The following is a 23,301-nucleotide window of genomic DNA, read 5'->3' on the forward strand; positions in this document are numbered from 1 at the left end:
ATGGGATCAAAACAGGGAAAAACGATCATCGCATGGAACGCGGCTTCCCCGTTCATTTTTTCAAGCCTTCCTGCAGCATGCCCAGCATGTCGCTGGCCGACATGCGCGCGGCCGCGTCGCTGCCTTCCAGCAGACTGTCGGCCAGGTCGCGCTTGTGCTGGTGCAACTCGACGATGCCTTCCTCGATCGTGTGCTTGGCCACCAGGCGGTAAATGGTGACGGGACGCAATTGCCCCATGCGGTGGGCGCGGTCCGAGGCCTGGTCTTCCACGGCCGGGTTCCACCACGGGTCCATGTGGATCACGTAATCGGCCGCCGTCAGGTTGATGCCCATGCCGCCCGCTTTCAGGCTGATCAGGAAAACATCGCCCTCGCCCGCCTGGAAGGCGTCGACGCGGCGCTTGCGCTCCTGCATGGGCGTGGCGCCATCGAGGTACTGGTAGGCCACGCCATGCTGCTCCAGGTGCTGGCGGATCAGGGTCAGGTGGTCGACGAACTGGCTGAAGACAAGCACCTTGTGGCGGTTTTCCAGCAAGCCCGACAACAATTGCGCGAACGCGGCCAGCTTGCTGCTGGCCAGGCCCAGCTCGGGCGCCACCAGCTGCGGGTTGCAGCAGGCGCGGCGCAGCTTCATGATCTCGGCCAGGATCTGGATGGCTTTCTTCGATGCCGGCCCTTCCACCATGGCCAGCTTTTCCAGCGCTTCGCGGCGCAGCGATTCGTACAGCGCCGTTTCGGGCGGCGACAGCTGCACTTCCAGCACGATTTCCGTGCGTGACGGCAACTCCGACAGCACTTGCGTCTTCGTGCGGCGCAGGATGAACGGCGCGATCAATCTGCGCAGGCGCAGGCGGGCGCCGGCCGCCGCCCGCTTGTCCTGGTCTTTCTCGATGGGACCGGCGAAGCGCAGGTTGAACTGGTCGAGCGTGCCCAGCAAGCCCGGATTGATGAAGCGGAACAGATTCCACAATTCGCCCAGGTGGTTTTCCAGCGGCGTGCCGCTGGCCACCATGCGGAAGTCGCCCTGCAGCGCCATCACGGCTTGCGAGCGCTTGGTGGCGCCATTCTTGATCGCTTGCGCCTCGTCGAGCACGATCGTATGCCAGCGCACGCCCGCGAACATGGCCGCTTCCTGCTGCAGCAAGCCATAGCTGGCCACCACCACGTCGAACGGCTGCAAGGTGTCCAGCATGTCGGCGCGGTCGCCTGTGCCGAACAGCTTCACCTTCAAGGTGGGCGCGAAACGCTGCGCTTCGCTGATCCAGTTCATGCACACGGACGTGGGCGCGACCACCAGGGTCGGGCCGTGCGGCGCGCGCGCCAGGATCAGGGCCAGCGCCTGCAAGGTTTTGCCCAGGCCCATGTCATCGGCCAGGCAGGCACCTACGCCCCAGTGCGCCAGGCGCGCCAGCCATTCGTAGCCGGCCAGCTGGTAGTCGCGCAAGTCCGCCTGCAGGGTGCTGGGCAGCTGCGGCTGATGATCGTCGAGCGCGCGCAGGCGCAGCAAGTGTTCGCGCCACAATTTGTCGGCCTGCACGCCGCCCGCATCGGTGGCCAGTTCTTCCAGCGCGAAGGCGGCCAGCGGGTGGATGTGCACGCCATCGGCATGCGCCTCGCCATACGCGGCCAGTTCCGACAGGCGGCGGTGCAATTCGTCGCTGAGGGCGAGGAACTGGTTGTCGCCGAGGGCCACGAAGCGGCTTTTATTGTGCTGCATCAAGTCCAGCAGGGCGCGCAGATCCATGACCTTGTCTTCGTCGATCTGCACTTCGCCGCTGGCGGCAAACCAGTCTTTTTCACTTTTGATCTTCAGGCGCATCTGGCCGCTGTCGATGCGTTTCGACACGCGCATGGTTTCGCCTTCGGGCCAGGCCAGCACGATGTTGGCGGGATCGAGCGCCTGCAATTCCACCAGCAGCTGCAAGCCCAGGGCAGGCTGGCCCAGCAGCCATTCGCCATGCTCTTCTTCCGCCTCTTCCAGCACCAGGCAGCGACCGATGAGCTGGCGCTGCGCCTCGCGCTCCGCGTTCAGGTCGCGCCGCGCCTGCACGGCCCGGCCCGCCACATCGGCAAACACGCTCTCGGCGCCGCTACCCGGCGCGTAATAGGCGCCGTTGTCGAGCAGCGGGCGCACGAGGATCTGCATTTTCAGGCCCTGCTGGTAGGGCAGCAGGTGCACGTGCAGGCGGTGGTCGGCCGTGATCGCCTGCGCGTCGCCCGCGCCGCCGCCGATATCGGACTGCACGGTGACCATCGAGGAGATGGCGCCGATGGCCTGCATGACCTGTTTTTCCGCATGCAGGGGCACGGACAGCCCCAGCCCCACGATGGCGCCGATGCGCCGGTGCTCGTCGAGGATGTGCACGACGCGCAGGCGCGTCGGCGTCTCGCGCTGCACCACGACATGGCTGCCGCTGTCGGGCAGCGGCGGCTGCATGCCCAGCCACAGCTGCCCCTCGTGCGACTTGATGAGGAGCTCGGGCGCGCCGGCGATCAGTTCCACGCGCGTGTCGGGGTGGTCGAGCCAGAACACGAGCGGGTGGCCCACCAGCAGCACGGCGGCCTTGTCCAGCTCGATTTCATAGCGCGGCGCCGACGAATAATACTGTTTGAATGGCGCGATGCTGCCGGCCGCGCGCGCGTCCTGCGGCGTGAGGAAATCGATGTCGCCCGCCTCTTCGGCCAGGCGCTTCAGGCCCATGGCGCGGCCCTTGCTCCAGCCGCCGCGCGCGTCGCGTTTCTGCTCGCGCACTTCCACGGCCGTCAGGCCGAAGCGCGGGTCGAACGCCACCAGCCACACGAGGCGCGAGACGCCGCCCAGCGCTTCGGCGGGGGCATTCTGCTGCAGGTTGATCAGGGCGCTCAGCTGGCGCTGCCACGCTTCCTGGCGCTCGAACCACGGCGCCATGTCCGTCAAGCCATGTTGCGCGCGCTTGCCCGTCGCATAGCGCTCCTGTTCCGGCTCGCTCATCAAGCCCAGCAAGCCTGCCGCCTGTGCCGCGATCAGGTTGTAGCCGGCCGCGTCCGCCTGCTGCACCAGCAGGCGCAGCTGGGGTTTGCGTTCGCTCAATTGCGGTAGCGCCAGCCAGTAATACAGCAAGCCCTGGAACAGCTGCGCCTGCAAGCCCGTTTCCCAGTTGCGCGTGGGGATCGCTTCGGCCTGCAGCACGCCGGCGCGCACCAGGCGCAAGGTATTGAGTTGCTGGTAGACGATGCTGTCGTGGTTCGGCTGCGCGTGCAGGGCGATGTCGAGATAACTTTCCGCGGCTTTGAGCAGCTTGGCGTCGTTGCCGCGCAGCAGTGCCAGCACATACAGGTGGCCGCCGATGCCCGTAAAGCACAGCTTGCGCTTGCCCGCTTCCTTGCGCAGCCCTTTCAAGGCCGTCTCGAAGCCGGCCACGGCGTGCGCGTGTTCACCGTGCAACAGGGCGATGCTGCTGTCGATAAACAGCACCTGCGGGCCCTGCTGGCCCGCCAGGTAGCGCGCAGCCGTGTCGAGTTCGCCGCACAGCAGGGCATCCTCGGCCAGGGCCAGCGGCAGGGCGGCGCCGATGTGGTCGCCGGCGGCCGCCTGGCGCGCGTGGTGCTCACGCGCATAGCCGCGGATGGCGCGCGCCGTGGCCGGCTCGCGCGGCGCATTGCCCAGCAGCACGGCCAGTATGTCATCCTGCAATTGCGGCATGACGAAGGACAGCATCTCCGGCTCGAACGGGCGGCCGAAGATCTCGATCAGCGGATGCAGCTGCTGCGCTTCGTAGCAAGCCATGCAGGCGGCCAGGACGGCGGCCACGTGGCGCACCTCGTCGTTGCGCAACAGGGCGATGCGCAGGCGCGCCACGCCCTGGCGGTAGCTGCGCAGCTCCACATAGCCATCCCAGTTGCGGCGCACGGGATTGATCAGCTCGATCGCCTGGCACAGGTCGCGGAACACCAGGTGCTCGATGGCCGCGCGCATGGCGGGCCAGCGCAATTTCGCTTCGCAGGCAAAGCCGCGCCCGACGATCTCGGACGCCAGCGCCAGGCGCGTCAGCCGCTGCAGCATGGCCGTCACGACGGGCAGGGAAAACGGCGTGCCGTCCGGTTCGACCACATTGGCGCGCTGCAAGTGTTCGTAGACGGCATGCTTGCCGACCGGTTCGCCCGTGATCGCCAGCAGGGCCAGGATCATCTGTTCGTGCTGTTCCAGTGCAGCGAACTCGTCCAGCAGATGTTGGTCTATATGCTGCTCGGTCATGCGGGCAAGTTGGCGATCTGCACGGGCGCATCGCCGGCCGGCACGGGCAGGCCGAACACGCGCTGGTAGAAATACAGTTCCGCATCCAGCGTGCGCACGATGTTTTCCGCCTTGCGGAAGCCGTGGCCCTCGCCTTCGAGCGGCACATACGCGACGGGCACGCCACGCGCCTGCAGGGCGTCGACCATCAGCTGCGACTGCTGCGGCGGCACCACCTTGTCATCGAGGCCCTGGAAGAAAATCATGGGGCGCGACAATTTATCCGTGTGGTGGATGGGCGAGCGTGCGCGGTACAGGGCCTCGGCCTGCGGCTGCGAGGCGATCAGGTAATCGTTGTAGTGCGATTCGAACTTGTGCGAATCGAGATCCAGGCCCTTCAGGTCGGATACGCCGTAATAGCTGGCGCCGGCCTTGAAGACGTCATGGAAGGTCAGGGCACACAGGGTCGTCAGGCCGCCGGCGCTGCCGCCGCGGATGATCAGGCGCTCGGGGTCGGCCAGGCCGTGGGCGGCCAGGTAGCGCGCGCCGGCGATGCAGTCTTCCACGTCGACGATGCCCCATTGCCCGCGCAGCGCGTCGCGGTATTCGCGGCCGAAACCGCTGCTGCCGCCATAGTTGACGTCGAGCACGCCGATGCCGCGGCTGGTCCAGTACTGGGTCGCCAGCTTCAGGGTATTGCTGGCCATGCTGGTAGGGCCGCCATGGCTGATGACGATGACGGGAGGTAACGTTCCATCGGGCGCTAGCGCGTCGCTGTTGGTGGGCGCATAGAAGAAGGCGTGGGCCGTGCGATCATTGCTGCTCGGAAAGCTCAAGCTGCGCGGCACGGACAGGTGGCCGAGCGCGGGTAATTGCGCGATCGATTGCGCCAGCACTTCCAGCTCGTGGTTCGACAGGTCGATGCGCGCCAGTTCCAGCGCAATCGTGGGGCTGCCGCCCAGCAGCGCGACAAAGCCGGGGCCGACGCGCAGTTCGCGGATTTCCTGGTACGGGTGCGGTATCGGCTCGAGCTTGGCCGCGGCCACGTTCAATTGCGCCAGGTAGCTGATGCCGGCCTGGATATACGTGCAGACGATCTCGTCGGCGGACAGGAAGCCGTACATGCTGCCGCCGAAGGTCCAGTGCGGCGTGGCAAATTCCGCTTCCATCGGGCATAGCGCCTCGATGTCGGCGCCGTGCAGGCGGTACAGGTTCCACCAGCCGCTGCTGTCGGAAACGAAGTGCAGCAAGCCGTTCGGCGACCATTCTGGCTGGCAAATCGATTCGCGCGCGCCGCCGGCGATCAGGCGCGGCGAACCGAGGCTGCCGTCCGCATGCACGTCGGCCAGCCACAGTTCCGTACCTTGCCATGGCAGGCGCGGGTGGTCCCAGCTGATCCAGGCCAGCTGGCTGCCGTCCGGCGACAGGCGCGGCGCCGCATAGAAATCGTGGCCGCGCGCCAGCACCGTTTCACTGCCGTCGAAGCCGATGGCGGCCAGGCTGTTTTCCGGGTGGGCATGGCCTTCTTCCGGATGCTGCTCGCGCACGGCGATCAGGCGCGCGCGGGCCGCATCGACGACGAAGTCCGCGTAGCGCGTATTGCCCCCCGCGCTGAAGGCTTCCGCGGCGCCATCGGCGGCGACGCGGTACAGGCGGTTATCGGCGAAATGCGAAAAATACACGGTATCGCCAGCGACGGCATACGCGCCGCCGCCATATTCGTGCACGCGCGTGCGCACGTTGAACGGCGCCGGCGTCAGTTCATCGACACGCGCGCCGCGCTGGCGCAGCAGGGTGTTGCGGCCCGCTTCGCTGGCGCGGCCGGCCAGCCAGAAGACATCGCCGCCATCGGCGCCCCCCAGGGCCAGCTGCGTCAGCGGCGAGGCGCCGGCCGCGACGATGGCGGCGCTGATCGGCGATGGCCAGGTGCCATAAGGGGTGCTGGATGCGGTTGAGGTCATGCGGGCTCCGTGTGTGGTGGGATCAAGGGCCGCCAGGCAGGGGCAGGGCGCGTGGCAGCGTACATCATCATAATGGAAGGGCAGGCACAACGAAAGCGCTGCCGTGCATGGCAAATGCTGCTAAGCGGCACTGGAATCAATGAAATGGCGGCGATTGGATGCGATAATACCGCTTCTCCAAGCTCGATTGCCTGCCATGCCACAATTTGCTCCGCTTCAGAATGATACTTTCCTGCGCGCGCTGCTGCGCCAGCCAACCGAGCACACGCCTGTCTGGCTGATGCGCCAGGCGGGCCGCTACCTGCCCGAATACCGCGCCACGCGCGAGCGGGCCGGCTCCTTCCTGGGCCTGGCAAAGAATCCCGATTACGCCACGGAAGTGACCCTGCAGCCCCTGGAGCGCTTCCCGCTCGACGCGGCCATCTTGTTTTCCGACATCCTGACGGTGCCCGACGCCATGGGCCTGGGCCTGTATTTCGCCGATGGCGAAGGACCGAAGTTCGAGCGCCCGCTGCGCACGGAACAGGATGTGATGGCCCTGCAAGTGCCGGACCTCGATACGCTCGACTATGTCTTCAAGGCCGTCACGCAGATCCGCACGGAATTGAACGGCCGCGTGCCGCTGATCGGCTTTTCCGGCAGCCCGTGGACCCTGGCGTGCTACATGGTGGAAGGCGGCGGCTCGAAAGAGTTCCACACCATCAAGAAGATGCTGTACAACCGCCCGGAACTGATGCACCACATCCTGGCCATCAACGCCACGTCCGTGGCGCAATACCTGAATGCGCAAATTGATGCCGGCGCGCAAGCCGTGATGATTTTCGATTCCTGGGGCGGTGCGCTGGCCGATGGCGCCTACCAGGAATTTTCGCTGGCCTACATGCAGCAAGTGGTGGCGCAACTGAAACGCGACAAGGATGGCGTCAAGATCCCTGCCATCGTGTTTACCAAGGGCGGCGGCCAGTGGATCGAGCAGATCGCCGACATCGGCGCCGACGCCGTGGGACTGGACTGGACCGTCAACCTGACGCGCGCTCGCCAGCTGGTGGGCCACAAAGTGGGCTTGCAGGGCAATCTCGACCCCGCCATCCTGTTCGCCAGCCCCGAGCAAATCCGCGCCGAAGTGGCGAAAGTGCTCAACGCGTTTGGCGCGCCATCGGCAGGCACGGGCCACGTGTTCAACCTGGGCCACGGCATTTCACAGTTCACGCCGCCGGAATCCGTGGCAGCCATGGTGGAAGCCGTGCACAGCATGAGCCGCGCCATGCGCAGCGGCCAGTAAATAGTCAATCAACAACGTCATCAGCGGCGCCCCAGGGCGCCCGGCATGGCAAAAAGGCGGGTTTTCCACAGGAAGCCTGCCTTTTTTCATGGCTGTCACCCCTGGGGCAATACCGACTTATGCACAATTTTTTTTACTGCGGAAATAAAAGGCAGTCGAAAAGCCTAGCCCGGGAGATGACTGCAAGTATTTGATTTTTAAGAAATAAAAATTTCAGGTATTAACGATCCTTGCCACAATGAGCAAGGTTGTTCTTCTGGCCGGCAGGCTTATAAGTTCATTGTCCACAAAGTTATCAACAGATTCTGTGGATAAAATTGAAAAGTAATTTGTTAACGGGCACTTAGCGCGCATGTTCAGGTTTCACCTGAAGTGTATGTTGCACTGCATGATATTTAAACAATTTTCTGCCGCGGCGTGGCCGCATTCGCGGGCCTTGCCCGGCAAGCGGCCATTTTGCCAGTGAAAATGTCGAAATCCTTGATTGGCGTCATGCAAAATACATGGATGCTCATGCAAAAAAATTCACAAATGGTTCAGTTATGCACAGAGGGTGGAAAAGTCGCTTGGTTTTTTGCCCTCCCGGGCGTGTATTTTTAAGTGATTGATTTTAAACGATTAAATTTTCTTTCGTGCCCCCTTGACGAGGGTCAAAATTTTCTATCCACATTATTCTGGAAGTTAATTTTGCTTTGTCCACAAAGTTATCCACAGAATTTTCTTCAGGGCAGGTGAGGGCGTCCGCCGCCTCGTGCCGCCCCCCGTTAGGCGTTTGACGGGCGAAACAAGTATCATGGCCGGCTGGCGCCATGCCTGACCTCACGCATCGCCGCACGGCATGCTTTTTTATTAAGATAGGCCATCCCACCCATGCCGCAGTGCATCTTGAAAGTCGCGCTCGACACGCCCCTGAACGCCCTGTTCGACTACCGCTGGCAGGCGGGGGCCGACGCTGACGCGGCATTGCCGCAGGTGGGGCAGCTGGCGCTGGTGCCGTTCGGCCGGCGTGAAGTGATGGGGTTGATCGTCGGCGTGTCCGACAGCACCGACGTGCCCGACGCGAAATTGAAGGAGGTGCTGGCCGTGCGCAGCCAGCTGGCGCCGCTGTCGGCACAGTGGCTGGCGCTGGCCGCCTTTGCCGCCGATTACTACCAGCGTCCGCTGGGCGAAGTGGCGCTGCCGGGCTTGCCGAAGAATTTGCGCGTGCTGACGACGGTGGCGCTCGACCGCGCCATCAAGAAGCTGGCCAAGCTGGCCGACGCGCATGACGGCACGCCGCTGAACATGCCGGCGCTCAATCCGGCGCAGCAGGAAGCGGCCGACGCCATCGGCGGCGCCCAGGGTTTTCAACCGACCCTGCTGTATGGCGTGACGGGCAGCGGCAAGACGGAAGTGTATCTGCAGGCGTGCGCCCAGGTGCTGGCGCGCGACGAGGCGGCGCAAATCCTGATCCTGGTGCCGGAAATCAACCTTACGCCCCAGCTCGAAGGCAATATCCGCGCGCGCTTTCCTGGCGTCATGCTGGCCACCCTGCACAGCAGCCTGTCCGAGGGCGAGCGCATGCTGCACTGGCTGGCCGCCCACCAGGGCCAGGCGCGCATCGTGCTCGGCACGCGGCTGGCCATCCTGGCGTCCTTGCCGCAGCTCAAGCTGATCGTCATCGACGAGGAGCACGACCCGTCCTACAAGCAGCAGGAAGGCTTGCGCTATTCGGCGCGCGACCTGGCCGTGTGGCGCGCCTGGCAATTGCAGATTCCCATCGTGCTCGGTTCGGCCACGCCGTCGCTGGAAAGCTGGCACCATGCGCAGACGGGGCGCTACCGCAAGCTGGAATTGCGCGAGCGGGCCGTCAAGAATGCCGTCTTGCCGCGCGTCAAGATACTCGACATGGAGCGCGACAAGCCGAAAGATGGCTTGACGTCGCACCTGGTGGCGGCATTGAAGCTGCGCATGGAGCGCGGCGAGCAGTCGCTGCTGTTCCTGAACCGGCGCGGTTATTCTCCCGTCATCTGCTGCGAATCGTGCGGCTGGATCAGCAATTGCACGCGTTGCACCTCGTTCATGGTGCTGCACAAGCCCGAGCACCGCTTGCGCTGCCATCATTGCAGCCTGGAATTGCGCATCCCCCGTCACTGTCCTACCTGCGGCAACGTCGACTTGCAGCCGCTGGGACGCGGCACGCAGCGCGTGGAAGAAGGCTTGCAGCAATTGTTTCCCGAGGCGCGCATCCTGCGCATCGACGCCGATTCCACGCGCAAGAAGGGCAGCGCGCAGGAAGCGTTCGATACCGTGCACCGCGGTGAAGTGGATATCCTGATCGGCACGCAGATGGTGGCCAAGGGCCACGACTTCAAGAAACTGACGCTGGTCGGCATATTGAATCCGGACACGGCTCTGTTTTCCCAGGATTACCGTGCCAGCGAGCGGTTGTTCGCCCAGCTGATGCAGGTGGCGGGCCGGGCCGGACGGGCGGCGCAGACGGAGGGCGGCAGCGTTTCCGAAGTGCTGATCCAGACGCGCTATGCGCGCCATCCGCTGTACGACGCCGTCGTCAACCACGATTACGACCATTTCGCCACCACCCTGCTGGAAGAGCGGGCCCAGGCGGCGCTGCCGCCGTACCTGTTCCAGGCCCTGCTGCGCGCGGAAGCGCCCGAGCTGGCCACGGCCATCGAATTCCTGCAGGCGGCCAAGGAATGCATGGAGCACCCGCAGGTCACCATCAATGATCCGATTCCCATGAGCATGACGCGCGTCTACAACGTCGACCGCGCCCAGCTGCTGCTGGAGTCCCCCTCGCGGCCCGCCCTGCAAGCGTTTTTAAAAGAATGGCTGGGGGAATTGCGCGCCATGAAGACGCGCGTGAAATGGTCGCTGGAAGTGGACCCGCTGGATATCTGATTTAACGGAGGTAATCGCGGCCGGCGCGCACGATCTGTTCCGACAGCAGCTTGGTAAACGGCGTGTCCAGGGTCCACGCATGCCAGCTCAGCGGCACGTCCAGGGTGCGCCCCGGCATCAGGTCCACCAGGCGGTCGGCCAGCAAGGCTTGCGCGGCCAGGCGCTGCGGCACCAGGCCGTAGGCCAGGCTGTCCTGGATGCAGGCGCGGCGCGCCGTTTCCACCGGCAAGCTGTGGTGCGGAAACGGTGCGCGCAGCTGTAATTGTTCGGCGAGGAAACGCGCCAGCAGACCGTGCTGGCCCACCACGGCCGGCGCCAGCTGCACCGCCTCGCTGCTGAAACCATCGCCAAACCAGTGGCCCGCAAACACGGGCGTGGCCACGCAGACATAGCGCAAGGTGCCCAGCGGCGTCACGCTGGTGGCGGCGGACGCATCGGGCGCGACGCCGGACTCGGCCGCCACGCAGCCGAAGACGGAACCATCGCGCACCAGTTGCAAGGCGGCATCGCTGTCGGCCAGGCGCACGTCGAGCTGGCAGCGCGGCGGCGCCAGCAGGGCGGGCAAGGTGTCGGGGAACCACGTGGCCAGGCTGTCGGCATCGATGGCGATGGCGATTTCCGGCATGCTGACGCTATTGCCCAGGTCGATATCGAGCGACGCTTCCATCAGCTTGACGTTGCGGTGATGCACGATCAGGCGCTGGCCCAGCCCCGTCGGCACGGCTGGCTGGCCCCGGATGATCAGCAGGCGTCCGCTGGCGTCTTCCAGCGCCTTGATGCGCTGCGAGACGGCCGACTGGGTGATGCCCAGGGCCAGGGCTGCCTTGTCGAAACTGCCGTGGCTGGCTACGGCGTCCAGCACGGCCAGCGCGCGATAATCGAGTGATCCCATTAGCTGTGCTTATAAATTCTAAAAATGATTAGTTATACTAATGCATATATTGCTGCAAAGTAAAACCTTATTTTCAGCAAACGGGTAGTATCGAATGCTGTGAGCAATCTGAAACGGGATGGACAGCAGCATGAAAACACTACGAGTGGATGTGGCCGTGATCGGCAGCGGCACGGCCGGCATGACGGCGCACAAGGCGGCGCGCATGCAAGGCAAGCGCGTGCTGATGATAGAAAGCGGGCCCTACGGCACGACGTGCGCGCGCGTGGGCTGCATGCCCAGCAAACTGCTGATCGCGGCGGCCGAGGCGGCCCATGCGGTGGCTGCCGCGCCCGGCTTCGGCGTGCATCCTGGGCCCGTGCGCATCGACGGCCAGCAAGTGATGGCCAGGGTGCGCAGCGAGCGCGACCGCTTTGTCGGCTTCGTGCTCGATGGCGTCAACGCCATTGCCGATGAGGAAAAATTGCGCGGCCATGCGCGCTTCATCGCGCCGGGCAAGCTGCAGGTCGATGAACATACCCTGGTCGAAGCGGCCAGCGTGGTGATCGCCACCGGTTCCACGCCCATCGTGCCGCCCGAGTGGCAGGCGGCGGGCGAGCGCGTCATCACCAGCGATGCCGTGTTCGAATGGACGGACTTGCCGCAGTCGGTGGCCGTCGTCGGCAGCGGCGTCATCGGCCTGGAACTGGGCCAGGCGCTGGCCCGCCTGGGCGTGCGCGTGACCCTGTTTGCGCGCGGCACCAAGGTGGCGCAGCTGACCGACCCGCTCGTGCTGCAGGAGGCGGGCGCCGTGCTGGCGCGCGAGCTCGACATACGCTTCCAGACCAGCGTTGCCCACGTGGCAAAAACGGCCGATGGGGCCGGCATCCTGCTGACCAGCCGCGATGGCGCCGGCCAGGAAAAAACCGAGCAGTTCGAGTATGTGCTGGCCGCCATCGGCCGCCGTCCGAATGTCGACCGGATCGGCCTGGAAACGGCGCAGATCGAGCTCGACCGCCATGGCATACCGCTGTACGACAGGCACACCATGCAATGCGGCAAGAGCGCCATCTTCATCGCGGGCGATGCCGACAATGCATTGCCGCTGCTGCCCGAGGCTGCCGACGAGGGCCGCATCGCCGGCGACAATGCGGCGCGCTTTCCGCACGTCAAACCGGGCTTGCGCCGCACGCCGCTGACGATCGCCTTCACGGAACCGCAGGTCGCCACGGTGGGCGCCACTTACCAGCAATTGTGCGCGAGCCACGCGGGCCGCTTCGCCGTCGGCGCCGTGTCGTTCGGCAACCAGGGCCGCAGCCGCGTGATGCTGCAAAACCAGGGTGTGCTGCGCGTGTATGCGGAATTCGGCAGCAAGCGCTTTCTCGGCGCCGAGCTGATCGGCCCACGCGCGGAACACCTGGGTCATCTGCTGGCCTGGGCGTGCCAGGCGCAGCTGACGGTGCCGGCCATGCTCGACATGCCGTTCTACCACCCCGTCATCGAGGAAGGCGTGCGTACGGCCTTGCGCGAACTGGCGCTGCACCTGGAAAAGGACCCGGAACACGCGCCCGGCTGCGCCGATTGCTCGCCTGGCGTGTGAGGGAAATGTGTTGCAACTTTGCGATTTATATAATTATGTAGACAGGCGCACATGATTGCGCGATCATCGCTGCCACATTGAAACATTGATTAAAAGCAAAAAACATTTCAAATGGTTCATGCCAACGATGCCTGGGTGGTACAACTGGCAGTGGCAGCGATGACACGGAGACGATGTGACAATTCGGCGCATACATGCGGGGGAACTGGCGCTGGGCCTGTCCCTGCCCTGGGACGTGCACGGCGAGGCGGGCGGCTTGCTGGCCAAGGTAGGCCATGTGATCCGCAGCGAGCACCAGATCGAGCTGCTGCTGGCGCGCGGCATGATCGCCGATGCCAGCGATGACGAGAGGCGCCCCGGCACGGAGGCGCCGTCGGCCCTGCGCATGCTGAACCGGGCCACGTCCGGCCTGGCGCTGGTCTTGCCGGCCATCGTCGCCGGGCAAGTTGTAGCGCAGGATCAACTGGCGCCGCTGGCGCAACTGGTGGAAGAGGCCGTCACGCTCGACGCCGACGTGGCCCTGGCCTGCATCCTGCACAACCAGGGCGCGGGCGACTTCGCCGTGCGCCACAGCGTCGACACGGCCGTCATCGCGACCATGCTGGCGCGGGCCCTGAAACTCGATGACGCCGCCTTGCGCAGCGTGGTGCTGGCCGCGCTGAGCATGAATGTGGGCATGCTGGCGCGCCACGCGCATTTCCAGCACAAGGCGGATCCGCTGGACGCGCAGGAGCGCGCCTACATCCGTGCCCATCCGCAAGCGGGCGTGGACTTGCTGCGCGCGGCCGGCGTGACGGATCCCGCCTGGCTGCAAGCCGTGCTGCAGCACCATGAAAATGTCGATGGCAGCGGTTATCCGCTGGGCGCCACGGGCGCCGAGATTGGCGTGGGCGCCCGGCTGATCATGCTGGCCGACCGCTATTGCGCGCGCGTGTCGCGGCGCAGCTACCGCAAGCCGCTGTTGCCGAACGTGGCCCTGCGCGAGATGCTGATGGCGGAAAAAGCCACGCTGGACGCGCCGCTGGCCTCGCTGCTGGTGCGCGAGCTGGGCATTTACCCGATCGGCACCTTCGTGAAACTGTTGAATGGGGAAATCGGCGTCGTCACGCGCAAGGGCTTGAGCGCGGCCACGCCCCATGTGCAGTCGCTGATCGGACCGCGTGGCGCGCGCCTGGACGTGCCGCTGCGGCGCGACACGCGCGTGGACTTGCACGCCATCCGCGAAGTGCTCAGCGCGGAGCAGGCGGGATTGCAGTTCCGCCCGGACCAGCTATGGGGCCGCAGCGCCAGGGTGTAGAGCACCTGGAAAGACGCCCATGGCGTTGGGGCATTGCCTCGTCGTACTGGCGTACGGCCTTCGGCAAGGCGCCTGGCGCTGAACGTTTCCAGACGTATATAGCCAATTAATTGAGCAGCACGCCGTCCAGCCGGCCCTCGGCCGCCAGCTCGCGCATGACGCGCACCGTGTCGATGTCCGATTCCTTGTAGGCGGAACGGCGGAATTCGTCGTACATGGCGTTGGCCGCGTCGGTGGCCGCATCGTGGCCGTCGTCGTACTGGAAGCGCACCCACAGGCTGATCTCGTCGGGCATCTCGATGGTCATCACGAGCGAGGACTTGCTGATATCCTTTTGCGCCGCCACTTCATAGCGCACCTGCATCTGCGGCACCAGCACCACCCTGTCGTTGATCACCAGCTCGCCGTAGCGCAGGCTGCGCGCGAAACCGTTCTCGCTGCGCTCGCTGATCTGGCATTCGTCGAGGTGCGGCACGAACAGTTTCGGCGATTCGGCACGCAAGACGAGGCCGCGCCATACTTGTTCCAGGGACAAGGTGTCGATCAGGGGATTGAGTGGATCGTTGATTTCAATCAGGTGTTCAAATTTCATAGGACTGCCATTCGGTAAGGGGCGCGCACGGGCGATATAGGCGGAATGGTACTCCAGGCGTGGCAACGCCGCACGCCTTCCATGCGCCAAAATGGCGTCAAATGGCGATATATCAATGCCATTGCCTGTTTTTCAGGCATGCGCCAGCGTGCAAAAGGCGGGCGCGACGCTGTTACAATGGGCCGCTGTTCCCTCCGGAAATACCCTGATGTCCAAAGCGCCACAATTCGGTCTGAATGCCCCCCAAAGCGAAGCGGTGACCTACCTCGACGGCCCCTGCCTCGTGCTGGCCGGCGCCGGTTCGGGCAAGACGCGCGTGATCACGCAAAAGATCGCCCACCTGATCGAAGACCGAGGCTACGACCCGCGCACCATCGCCGCGTTGACGTTCACCAACAAGGCGGCGCTGGAAATGCAGGAGCGCATCGCCAAGCTGTTGAAACAGCCGCGCCAGGCCAAGCAGTTGACGGTGTCGACCTTCCATTCGCTGGGCGTGAAAATCCTGCGCCAGGAAGCCAATGGCGTGGGGCTGAAAGACCGCTTTTCCATCATGGACAGCGACGATTGTTTTTCCCTCGTGCAAGATCTTGCCATTACCACCGATAAACAGGTGATACGCGGCATCCAGAACGCCATGTCGCTGTGGAAAAACGGCCTGATCGATCCGGACATGGCGCTGGCGCAAGCCAAGGATGAAGACGAGGCGAACGCGGCGCGCATCTACCGCAGCTATGTGGCGACCCTGTCCGCCTATCAGGCCGTCGATTTCGACGATCTGATCCGCCTGCCCGTGGAATTGTTCCGCAACAATGGCCCCGTGCGCGATAAGTGGCAGCGCCGTTTGCGCTATCTGCTTGTCGACGAATACCAGGACACGAATACGTGCCAGTACGAACTGGTGAAACTGATGGTGACGGGCATCGGCAAGAAGCCGATGTTTACGGCCGTGGGCGACGACGACCAGGCCATTTATGCGTGGCGCGGCGCCACCGTGGAAAACCTGAAGACGCTGGAAACGGATTTCCCCGATTTGCGCGTCATCAAGCTCGAGCAGAATTACCGCTCCACCATGCGCGTGCTGAACGCGGCCAATGCCGTCATCGGCAATAACCCGAAGCTGTTTGAAAAGTCGCTGTGGTCCGAGCATGGCCTGGGCGAGCCGATCAAGGTGCTGGGCATGCAGACGGACGAGCAGGAGGCGGAGCAGGTCGCCATCATGATCTCGGCCGACCATTTCGAGCGCAAGAACAAATTTTCCGATTACGCGATCCTGTACCGCGGCAACCACCAGGCGCGCATCATCGAGCAGTGCCTGCGCAAGGAACGCATCCCGTACACGATTTCGGGCGGCCAGAGCTTCTTCGACAAGGCTGAGATCAAGGACATCATCAGCTACCTGCGCCTGCTGGCCAACGAAGACGACGATCCGGCCTTCATCCGCGCCGTGACGACGCCGCGCCGTGGCGTGGGCCAGTCGACGCTGGAGGTGCTGGGGGCGTTCTCGGGCCAGTGGCAGTGTTCGCTGTTCCAGGCCGTCTTCAAGGGCGGCATCGAGGCCAAGCTGACCGATCGCCAGCTGGGGCCGCTGCGCGACTTCTGCAACTTCATCAACGACCTCGAATCGCGCGCCAGCCGTCCCGGCGCGGCCGGCAGCGGCGACAACGCGGCCGAGGTGCTCGATGACATGATGAAGGAAATCCACTACGAATCGTATCTGTACGATGCCTTCGAAGAACGGCAAGCCCAAAGCAAGTGGCAGAACGTGCTCGAATTCGTCAACTGGCTCAAGGAACGGGGCCGGGGCGGCAAGGACCGCGACGGCGAAGAAAAGAACGTGCTGGAACTGACGCAGATGGTGGCCCTGATGACCATGCTCGAGGGCAAGGACGAGGAGCAGGATGCCGTGCGCATGTCCACCCTGCATGCATCGAAAGGGCTGGAGTTTCCGCACGTTTTCCTGGTCGGCGTGGAAGAGGGGATTTTGCCGCACAAGGGCGACGCCGATGCGCCGGCCGAGACCATCGCCGCGCGCATCCAGGAAGAGCGCCGTTTGATGTATGTGGGCATCACGCGCGCCCAGCGCACCTTGCACATTACCTGGTGCAAGAAGCGCAAGCGCGCCGGCGAGCAGGTGCATTGCGACCCGTCGCGCTTCATCAAGGAAATGCAACTCGACGTGGGCGACGCCGTGCCGACGGAGGCGGAAGTGATTTCGCCCAAGGAACGCCTGGCGCGCATGAAGGCGTTATTGGCCGCGCCGAAAGTTTAAATCGCGCTCACGCTTCCACGGCGCCGTCCGGCGTGGCCTTCGGCACGATGGCCAGTATCACGGTGCCCAGATTGGTTTCGTGAAAATACACGCGCCAGCCGGGCCCCGTCTGCAAGAACCGCAACTCGCATACGCCTTCCCCTACCGGCCGCCAGTCGTCCTTTTTACCGTGTTGCAAGTGCTTGATGCGCGCGTCAATGGCGGCGGCCGCCATGTCGTGCAGGGAATCTTCCCAGCGCCGGTATCGGCCGTCTTGCGCGTATCGCTCAGCGTTGGTTCGGTTGGGGATGCAGTCATTGCAATCGTTTGTTCTCCTTCGTCAAGCGATTTGAGTCGCCCCAAACGAAAGAATCGGCAGCCATCGGGCCCCGTCCGACGACGAATGGACGAGGTTTGTCCTGGCTCACGCCGTGGCGGCGGTAGAATGCCGCTTTCAGTGAGAAATGAGCGTGAGCACCATGGACAATGCAGAACAGACGGAAATACGTTTCGTCGATATCGAAATCAAGCTGGCGCAGCAGGAAGACCTGGTCGAATCGCTGAACCAGATGGTGTACCAGCAGGGCAAGCGCATCGACCAGCTCGAGGCCATGCTGCACAAGCTGGGCGAGCACGTGCGCGATGGGGCGCAGCAGGCGAATGGCGGGCTGGTCAACGAGCGTCCGCCGCATTACTAAATTGGTATCTTGATGTGGAGGGCATGAAAACCGTTCATCACCGGCTGGCGCGCTACCATCGGTAGTTGCTGGTGACGCAAGTGTTTCAGGCTGTTATTATTTCAGGCTGGCCCGCGACACAATCGCGGCTCTCTTGCGTTTCTTGAAAGAAGACATGACCCGTCCAACAATGCTCGTCATCGCCGCCAGCCTGATGCTGGCGCCAGCCGCCTTTGCCGCTACCGCCGCGCCAGCCACTGTTAAAGCCACAGCTACCGCTGCCGCCACGCTGCCCGCCTCGAACCCGTTTGCGCAAGCCAGCAGCCTGCCATTCAATTATCCGCCGTTCGACAAGGTGCAGGACGCCGACTACGCGCCTGCCTTTACGGCAGGCATGGCCGCCAACCTGGCGGAAATCACGGCGATCGCCAACAACCCGAAAGCGGCCACCTTCGACAACACCATCGTCGCCATGGAACGCTCGGGCCAGCTGCTGGGCCGCGTGCGCACCGTGTTTTCCGTGATGTCCGGTTCGAACACGAATGACACGATCCAGGGCCTGGAACGCGAGCTGGCGCCGAAGATGGCGGCCCACAGCGACGCGATCATGCTCAACGACAAATTGTTCAAGCGCATCGACAGCCTCTACGCCAAGCGCGACAAGCTGGGCCTCGATGCGGAATCGAAACGCTTGCTCGAGCGCTACCACACGGACTTCGTGCGCGCCGGCGCCAAGCTGTCGGCGGCCGACAAGGAAAAGCTGCGCGCCTATAACGGCCAGCTGGCCGCCCTGTCGACCAAGTTCGCGCAGAATGTACTGAAGGAATTGAACGCGTCGGCCGTCGTCGTCGATACGCGCGAAGAGCTCGACGGCCTGTCGCCGGCCGCCATCGAAGTGGCCGCCGGCCTGGCCAAGAAGCGCGGCCTGGACGGCAAGTACGTGATCGCCCTCGTCAACACGACGGGCCAGGCGCCGCTGGCGCTGCTGACCAACCGCGCCTTGCGCGAACGCATCATGGCCGCCTCGCAAGCGCGCGGCAGCCGTGGCGGCGAGTTCGACAATACCCAGGAAGTGCTGGAACTGGCGAAACTGCGCGCCGAACGTGCCGCGTTGATGGGTTACCCGAACTACGCCGCGTATTCGCTGGAAGACCAGACGGCGCACGACACGACCGCCGTGAACGCCTTGCTGGGCGAATTGGCGAAGCCGGCCGTCGTCAATGCGCGCCGTGAAGCGGACGATATCCAGAAGGTCATCGATGCCGACAAGGGCGGTTTCAAGGTCGCGGCCAGCGACTGGGCCTTCTACAGCGACAAGGTGCGCGCCGAACGCTACAACTTTGATGAAAATCAGCTGAAACCGTACTTTGAAATGCACAGCGTGCTGACCAAGGGCGTGTTCTTTGCCGCAGGTAAATTGTATGGCTTGACCTTCAAGCAGCGCACCGACTTGCCCGTCTACACGGCCGACATGCTGGTGTACGACGTCTTCAACGAAGACGGCACGCAGCTGGCCATCTTCACCCTGGATCCATACGCGCGCAGCAACAAGCGCGGCGGCGCCTGGGCGAACGCCTACGTGGGCCAGTCGAGCTTGCTCAATCGCAAACCCGTCATCGCGAATAACCTGAACATTCCAAAGCCGGAAGCGGGCCAGCCGACCCTGATGACGTTTGACGAAGTCAACACCATGTTCCACGAATTCGGCCATGCGCTGCACGGCATGTTCTCGAACGTGAAATACCCGCGCTTTGCCGGCACCAGCGTGCCGCGCGACTTCGTCGAATACCCGTCGCAAGTCAATGAAATGTGGGCGCTGTGGCCGGAAGTGCTGCAAAACTACGCCAAGCACTATCAAACGGGCGCGGCCATCCCGGCCGAGCTGCTGGCGAAAGTGACGGCGGCCGACAATTTCAACCAGGGCTATAAAACCACGGAATACCTGGCATCGGCCCTGCTGGACCAGCGCTGGCACCAGCTGACCCCGGCGCAAATTCCCACCGACGTGCTGGCGTTTGAAAAAACCGCCTTGAGCGACGCCGGCGTCGATTTCGCCCCGGCGCCGCCGCGCTACCGCACCACGTATTTCTCGCATGCGTTCGCGGGCGGCTACTCGGCCGGCTACTACGCCTACCTGTGGTCGGAAAAGCTCGATGCCGACACGGTCGAGTGGTTCAAGGAAAACGGTGGCCTGACGCGCAAGAACGGCGACTGGTTCCGCAGCAAACTGCTGTCGCGCGGCGGCAGCGCCGATGCGCTCGACATCTACCGCAACTTCCGCGGCCGCGATGCGAAGATCGAGCCGCTGCTGGAACGCCGTGGCCTGAACGGCAAGTAAAAGCCTTGTTCCCGGTGTCAAAGCCGGGTCAATGAAAATGGCTGCCAAGCGATTGGCGGCCATTTTTATTTGGCAATTCTGTTTGAAAACCGTGGTAAACCGCGCAGTTGGCGTGATACACCACAGGATAGCCCATGCTGGATGACGCCTGTGTGACAGGCTGCTATGATCTGCAACTGGCCCGCGACGCGATCGCGGTTCTTCCCCGCGCTTCCTGAAAGATGTCATGATCCGTCCACAACTGCTCGTCATCGCCGCCAGCGTCATGCTGGCCCACGCCGCCCCTTCCGCCCTGGCCGCCGCCGCTGCGCCTGCCGCCGCCATCAGCGCCCAGAACCCCCTGCTGAAAGCCAGTCCGCTGCCATTCCAGATGCCGCAGTTCGGCCTGATCAAGGATGCGCACTACGCGCCGGCGTTTGCCGAAGGCATGAAGCGGCAGCTGGCCGAAGTCAATGCGATCGCCGGCAACCGCCAGGCGCCCACGTTCGAGAACACCGTCGTTGCGCTCGAGCGCACGGGGCAGCTGCTGCACCGCGTGCAGAGCATCTTCAGCAACATGACGTCGACCAACACGAATGCCGTGCTGGAAGCGGTGGAAGTGGAGATGTCGCCGAAATTGGCCGCCCACACGGATGCCATCAACCTGAACCCGAAACTGTTCGCCCGCATCGACACCCTGTACGCCAAGCGCGACAAGCTGGGCCTCGATGCGGAATCCCTGCACCTGCTGGAACGCTATCACACGGATTTCGTGCGCGCCGGCGCCAAGCTGTCCGATGCGGACAAGGACAAACTGAAAGCCTACAACGCCGAGCAGGCGGGCCTGGAAACGGCCTTCGCGCAAAATGTGCTGAAGGAAACGAATGCCAAGAGCATCGTCGTCGACACGCGCGCCGAGCTGGCCGGCATGACGGACAGCGATATCGACACGGCCGCCGCGGCCGCCAAGGAGCGCGGCTTGACGGGCAAGTTCCTCATCGCCCTCGTCAACACCAGCGGCCAGCCGCCGCTGGCCGTGCTGACCAACCGCGCCACGCGCCAGCGCCTGATGGAGGCGTCGCTGAACCGGGGCAGCCAGGGCGGCGAGTTCGACAACCGCGCCATCGTGCTGAAACTGGCGAAACTGCGCGCCGAACGGGCTACCTTGCTCGGCTACGCCAATTACGCCGCGTATGCGCTGGAAGACCAGACGGCCAAGACCACGACGGCCGTCAACACCCTGCTGTCGGAATTGGCGAAACCGGCCGTCGCCAACGCGCGCCGCGAAGCGGCCGACCTGCAGCAAGTGGTCGACGCGGAAAAGGGCGGCTTCCAGGTGGCGGCGGCCGACTGGGCCATCTACACGGACAAGCTGCGCAAGCAGCGCTTCAATTTCGATGAAAACGAGCTGAAACCGTATCTGGAACTCAACAGTGTCCTGAACAACGGCGTCTTCTTTGCCGCCAACAAGTTGTATGGCATCAGCTTCAAGGAACGCAAGGATTTGCCGGTGTATAACCCGGACGTGCGCGTCTACGACGTTCTCGATGCCAACGGCAAGCCGCTGGCCCTGTTCATCGCCGACTTCTATGCGCGCGGCAACAAGCATGGCGGCGCGTGGATGAATGAATACGTGTCGCAATCGTCGCTGATGGGCACGCACCCGGTGGTGGCCAACCAGCTCAACATCCCGAAACCGCCGGCCGGCCAGCCGACCTTGCTGACCTTCGATGAAGTGACGACCATGTTCCACGAATTCGGCCATGCGCTGCACGGTATGTTCTCGAACGTGAAATACCCGCGCTTTGCCGGCACCAGCGTGCCGAGCGACTTCGTCGAGTATCCGTCGCAAGTCAATGAAATGTGGGCCGTGTGGCCGGAAGTGCTGCAAAACTACGCCAAGCACTACCAGAGCGGCGCCGCCATGCCGCAGGAATTGCTCGACAAGGTGACGGCGGCGAAGAAATTCAACCAGGGCTTCATGACGACGGAATACCTGTCGGCGGCCCTGCTGGACCAGCGCTGGCACCAGCTGGCGCCAGCGCAGATTCCGACGGACGTGCTGGCCTTTGAAGCGGCCTCGCTGAAGGACGCGGGCGTCGATTACGCGCCCGTGCCGCCGCGTTACCGCACGGCCTACTTCTCGCACAGTTTCTCGGGCGGCTACTCGGCGGCGTACTACGCCTACCTGTGGTCGGAGAAACTGGACGCGGAATCGGTCAACTGGTTCAAGGAAAACGGCGGCCTGACGCGCAAGAATGGCGACTGGTTCCGCGCCAAGCTGCTGTCGCGCGGCGGCAGCGTCGATGCGCTGCAACTGTTCCGCGACTTCCGCGGCCGCGACGCCACCGTCGAACCGCTGCTGGAACGCCGCGGCTTGAACGCCAAGTAAACCGCCCTCATCTGAAGCTTGCGCTGCGTCGTCATGGCGCACGCAAGCTTTCTGTGCCGGCGGCGTAGAATTGAGTAAGATGTCAATAAGAAGGCAGTCGAAAGAGTATATGAGTCAGCAAGATTTGAATGGCATTACCCTGGAAGGTATCGTGACGCGCCTGCACGCCCACTACGGCTGGGACGGCTTGGCCAAGCACATTGATATCAATTGCTTCATCAGCGATCCCAGCATCAAGTCGAGCCTGAAGTTTTTGCGCAAGACCCCGTGGGCCAGGAGCAAGGTGGAACAGCTGTACCTGGACACGCAATTTACGGACTGACAGGAAAAAACATGGATAGCAAACTCAAGGAATCGCTGCAACAGCTGCACTCGACGCTGGAAACCAGCGGCCCCGTCGATGAAGAACTGCATGGTTTGCTGCAAAAACTCGATGTCGACATCAAGTTGCTGATGGAAAAGCGCGCCGCGCAGGAGCAGGAAGAAGAATCGACCACCTACGGCCTGGCCGAGCGCAGCCAGGAATTGTCGGCCAAATTCGCGGTGAAACATCCGAAACTGGAGCCGGCATTGCGCGAATTGGGTGAGATTCTCGCCAATATGGGTATCTGATGCAGCGCTGAAAACCGACTGCGCAGCCCACTGCCGGGCATGTCTTGCTTACCGTGCCTGCGTACGGTTCCGCTATTCAACCCGGCATTGCGCTTGCCCGCGACGCTTTCGGGCGGCGCCGGGACGATGTTAATGCAATGATAAAAAACCGCTCCTCAGTTACAATTTCCCAATGGGAATTCCCCAAGTGATTGAAAAATAAACGTTTTTTGTACTGAAATCCAACAGTAAAAAGCAGGCCGTCAGGTTGGAAATGGCCAATTCCGGTACAATCCGTACCCTATGAGCTCCCCTACCAATTTATTTGCGACCGTTCCCAAGCGGTCTGCCCGCGCTGC

Annotated in this window: 14 protein-coding genes; 10 read left to right on the forward strand and 4 right to left on the reverse strand. The window is 63.5% G+C overall.

Annotated features, from left to right (window positions below; translation table 11 throughout):
- Positions 1 to 52: 52 nt before the first annotated feature.
- Both YQ44_RS27485 and YQ44_RS27490 read right to left on the reverse strand, forming a co-directional pair.
- The gene (locus YQ44_RS27485; protein WP_071326072.1) at positions 53 to 4,234 is read right to left on the reverse strand and encodes a DEAD/DEAH box helicase; all 4,182 of its coding nucleotides are present in this window, start codon (positions 4,232 to 4,234) and stop codon (positions 53 to 55) included.
- Positions 4,231 to 6,174 (reverse strand): dipeptidyl-peptidase 5, encoded by a 1,944-nt coding sequence (locus tag YQ44_RS27490; RefSeq protein WP_071326073.1) that lies wholly within the window; start codon positions 6,172 to 6,174, stop codon positions 4,231 to 4,233. Before YQ44_RS27490 ends, YQ44_RS27485 begins: the two co-directional genes overlap by 4 nt.
- 196 nt (positions 6,175 to 6,370) lie before the next feature.
- Here YQ44_RS27490 and hemE point away from each other — a divergent pair, with 196 nt between their 5' ends.
- Complete coding sequence (hemE, locus tag YQ44_RS27495) at positions 6,371 to 7,456, forward strand: uroporphyrinogen decarboxylase (RefSeq protein ID WP_071326074.1); 1,086 nt, start codon at positions 6,371 to 6,373, stop codon at positions 7,454 to 7,456.
- A gap of 870 nt (positions 7,457 to 8,326) precedes the next feature.
- Positions 8,327 to 10,357 (forward strand): primosomal protein N', encoded by a 2,031-nt coding sequence (locus YQ44_RS27500; protein WP_071326075.1) that lies wholly within the window; start codon positions 8,327 to 8,329, stop codon positions 10,355 to 10,357.
- A 1-nt stretch (position 10,358) separates the two neighbouring features.
- On the opposite strand, the gene YQ44_RS27505 is transcribed toward YQ44_RS27500, so the two are convergent.
- A complete protein-coding gene (locus tag YQ44_RS27505) occupies positions 10,359 to 11,249 on the reverse strand; it encodes an ArgP/LysG family DNA-binding transcriptional regulator (protein WP_071326076.1) in 891 nt (296 codons plus the stop codon).
- Between the two features lie 130 nt (positions 11,250 to 11,379).
- On the opposite strand from YQ44_RS27505, the gene YQ44_RS27510 reads away from it, so the two are divergent.
- Both YQ44_RS27510 and YQ44_RS27515 read left to right on the forward strand, forming a co-directional pair.
- On the forward strand, positions 11,380 to 12,828 hold the full coding sequence (locus YQ44_RS27510) for a dihydrolipoyl dehydrogenase (RefSeq protein ID WP_071326793.1): 1,449 nt from the start codon (positions 11,380 to 11,382) through the stop codon (positions 12,826 to 12,828).
- A 175-nt stretch (positions 12,829 to 13,003) separates the two neighbouring features.
- Positions 13,004 to 14,125, forward strand: coding sequence for an HD-GYP domain-containing protein (locus tag YQ44_RS27515; protein ID WP_071326077.1), 1,122 nt, complete (start codon positions 13,004 to 13,006; stop codon positions 14,123 to 14,125).
- 106 nt (positions 14,126 to 14,231) lie between these two features.
- Here the strand turns inward: YQ44_RS27515 and YQ44_RS27520 are convergent, their stop codons facing one another.
- Positions 14,232 to 14,717: an SRPBCC family protein gene (locus tag YQ44_RS27520; RefSeq protein WP_071326078.1), complete on the reverse strand. Its 486-nt coding sequence runs from the start codon at positions 14,715 to 14,717 to the stop codon at positions 14,232 to 14,234.
- Between the two features lie 208 nt (positions 14,718 to 14,925).
- Here YQ44_RS27520 and YQ44_RS27525 point away from each other — a divergent pair, with 208 nt between their 5' ends.
- The 6 genes from YQ44_RS27525 to YQ44_RS27555 all read left to right on the forward strand — a co-directional run bounded on the left by YQ44_RS27525 (position 14,926) and on the right by YQ44_RS27555 (position 22,963).
- Entirely contained in the window at positions 14,926 to 16,986 is a 2,061-nt protein-coding gene (locus YQ44_RS27525) for a UvrD-helicase domain-containing protein (protein WP_071326079.1), read from the forward strand.
- Between the two features lie 458 nt (positions 16,987 to 17,444).
- On the forward strand, positions 17,445 to 17,663 hold the full coding sequence (locus tag YQ44_RS27535) for a SlyX family protein (RefSeq protein WP_071326794.1): 219 nt from the start codon (positions 17,445 to 17,447) through the stop codon (positions 17,661 to 17,663).
- Between the two features lie 154 nt (positions 17,664 to 17,817).
- Positions 17,818 to 19,980, forward strand: coding sequence for a M3 family metallopeptidase (locus YQ44_RS27540; protein ID WP_232251008.1), 2,163 nt, complete (start codon positions 17,818 to 17,820; stop codon positions 19,978 to 19,980).
- A 226-nt stretch (positions 19,981 to 20,206) separates the two neighbouring features.
- Positions 20,207 to 22,351 carry a M3 family metallopeptidase gene (locus tag YQ44_RS27545; RefSeq protein WP_071326082.1) on the forward strand — a complete coding sequence of 715 codons (2,145 nt, stop codon included), beginning with the start codon at positions 20,207 to 20,209 and terminating at the stop codon, positions 22,349 to 22,351.
- A gap of 109 nt (positions 22,352 to 22,460) precedes the next feature.
- Complete coding sequence (locus YQ44_RS27550; protein WP_071326083.1) at positions 22,461 to 22,673, forward strand: VF530 family DNA-binding protein; 213 nt, start codon at positions 22,461 to 22,463, stop codon at positions 22,671 to 22,673.
- An 11-nt stretch (positions 22,674 to 22,684) separates the two neighbouring features.
- Positions 22,685 to 22,963: a DUF4404 family protein gene (locus YQ44_RS27555; RefSeq protein ID WP_034753883.1), complete on the forward strand. Its 279-nt coding sequence runs from the start codon at positions 22,685 to 22,687 to the stop codon at positions 22,961 to 22,963.
- The last annotated feature ends 338 nt before the right edge of the window (positions 22,964 to 23,301 follow it).

Source organism: Janthinobacterium sp. 1_2014MBL_MicDiv, assembly GCF_001865675.1.
GTDB lineage: Bacteria > Pseudomonadota > Gammaproteobacteria > Burkholderiales > Burkholderiaceae_D > Janthinobacterium.

Excerpts from the sequence above, each read along its gene's own strand:
- YQ44_RS27510 (WP_071326793.1), top strand. The coding sequence starts at position 11,380 with ATGAAAACACTACGAGTGGATGTGGCCGTGATCGGCAGCGGCACGGCC.
- YQ44_RS27555 (WP_034753883.1), top strand. The coding sequence starts at position 22,685 with ATGGATAGCAAACTCAAGGAATCGCTGCAACAGCTGCACTCGACGCTG.
- YQ44_RS27505 (WP_071326076.1), bottom strand. The coding sequence starts at position 11,249 with ATGGGATCACTCGATTATCGCGCGCTGGCCGTGCTGGACGCCGTAGCC.
- YQ44_RS27525 (WP_071326079.1), top strand. The coding sequence starts at position 14,926 with ATGTCCAAAGCGCCACAATTCGGTCTGAATGCCCCCCAAAGCGAAGCG.
- hemE (WP_071326074.1), top strand. The coding sequence starts at position 6,371 with ATGCCACAATTTGCTCCGCTTCAGAATGATACTTTCCTGCGCGCGCTG.
- YQ44_RS27540 (WP_232251008.1), top strand. The coding sequence starts at position 17,818 with ATGACCCGTCCAACAATGCTCGTCATCGCCGCCAGCCTGATGCTGGCG.
- YQ44_RS27535 (WP_071326794.1), top strand. The coding sequence starts at position 17,445 with ATGGACAATGCAGAACAGACGGAAATACGTTTCGTCGATATCGAAATC.
- YQ44_RS27490 (WP_071326073.1), bottom strand. The coding sequence starts at position 6,174 with ATGACCTCAACCGCATCCAGCACCCCTTATGGCACCTGGCCATCGCCG.
- YQ44_RS27520 (WP_071326078.1), bottom strand. The coding sequence starts at position 14,717 with ATGAAATTTGAACACCTGATTGAAATCAACGATCCACTCAATCCCCTG.
- YQ44_RS27500 (WP_071326075.1), top strand. The coding sequence starts at position 8,327 with ATGCCGCAGTGCATCTTGAAAGTCGCGCTCGACACGCCCCTGAACGCC.
- YQ44_RS27550 (WP_071326083.1), top strand. The coding sequence starts at position 22,461 with ATGAGTCAGCAAGATTTGAATGGCATTACCCTGGAAGGTATCGTGACG.
- YQ44_RS27485 (WP_071326072.1), bottom strand. The coding sequence starts at position 4,234 with ATGACCGAGCAGCATATAGACCAACATCTGCTGGACGAGTTCGCTGCA.
- YQ44_RS27545 (WP_071326082.1), top strand. The coding sequence starts at position 20,207 with ATGATCCGTCCACAACTGCTCGTCATCGCCGCCAGCGTCATGCTGGCC.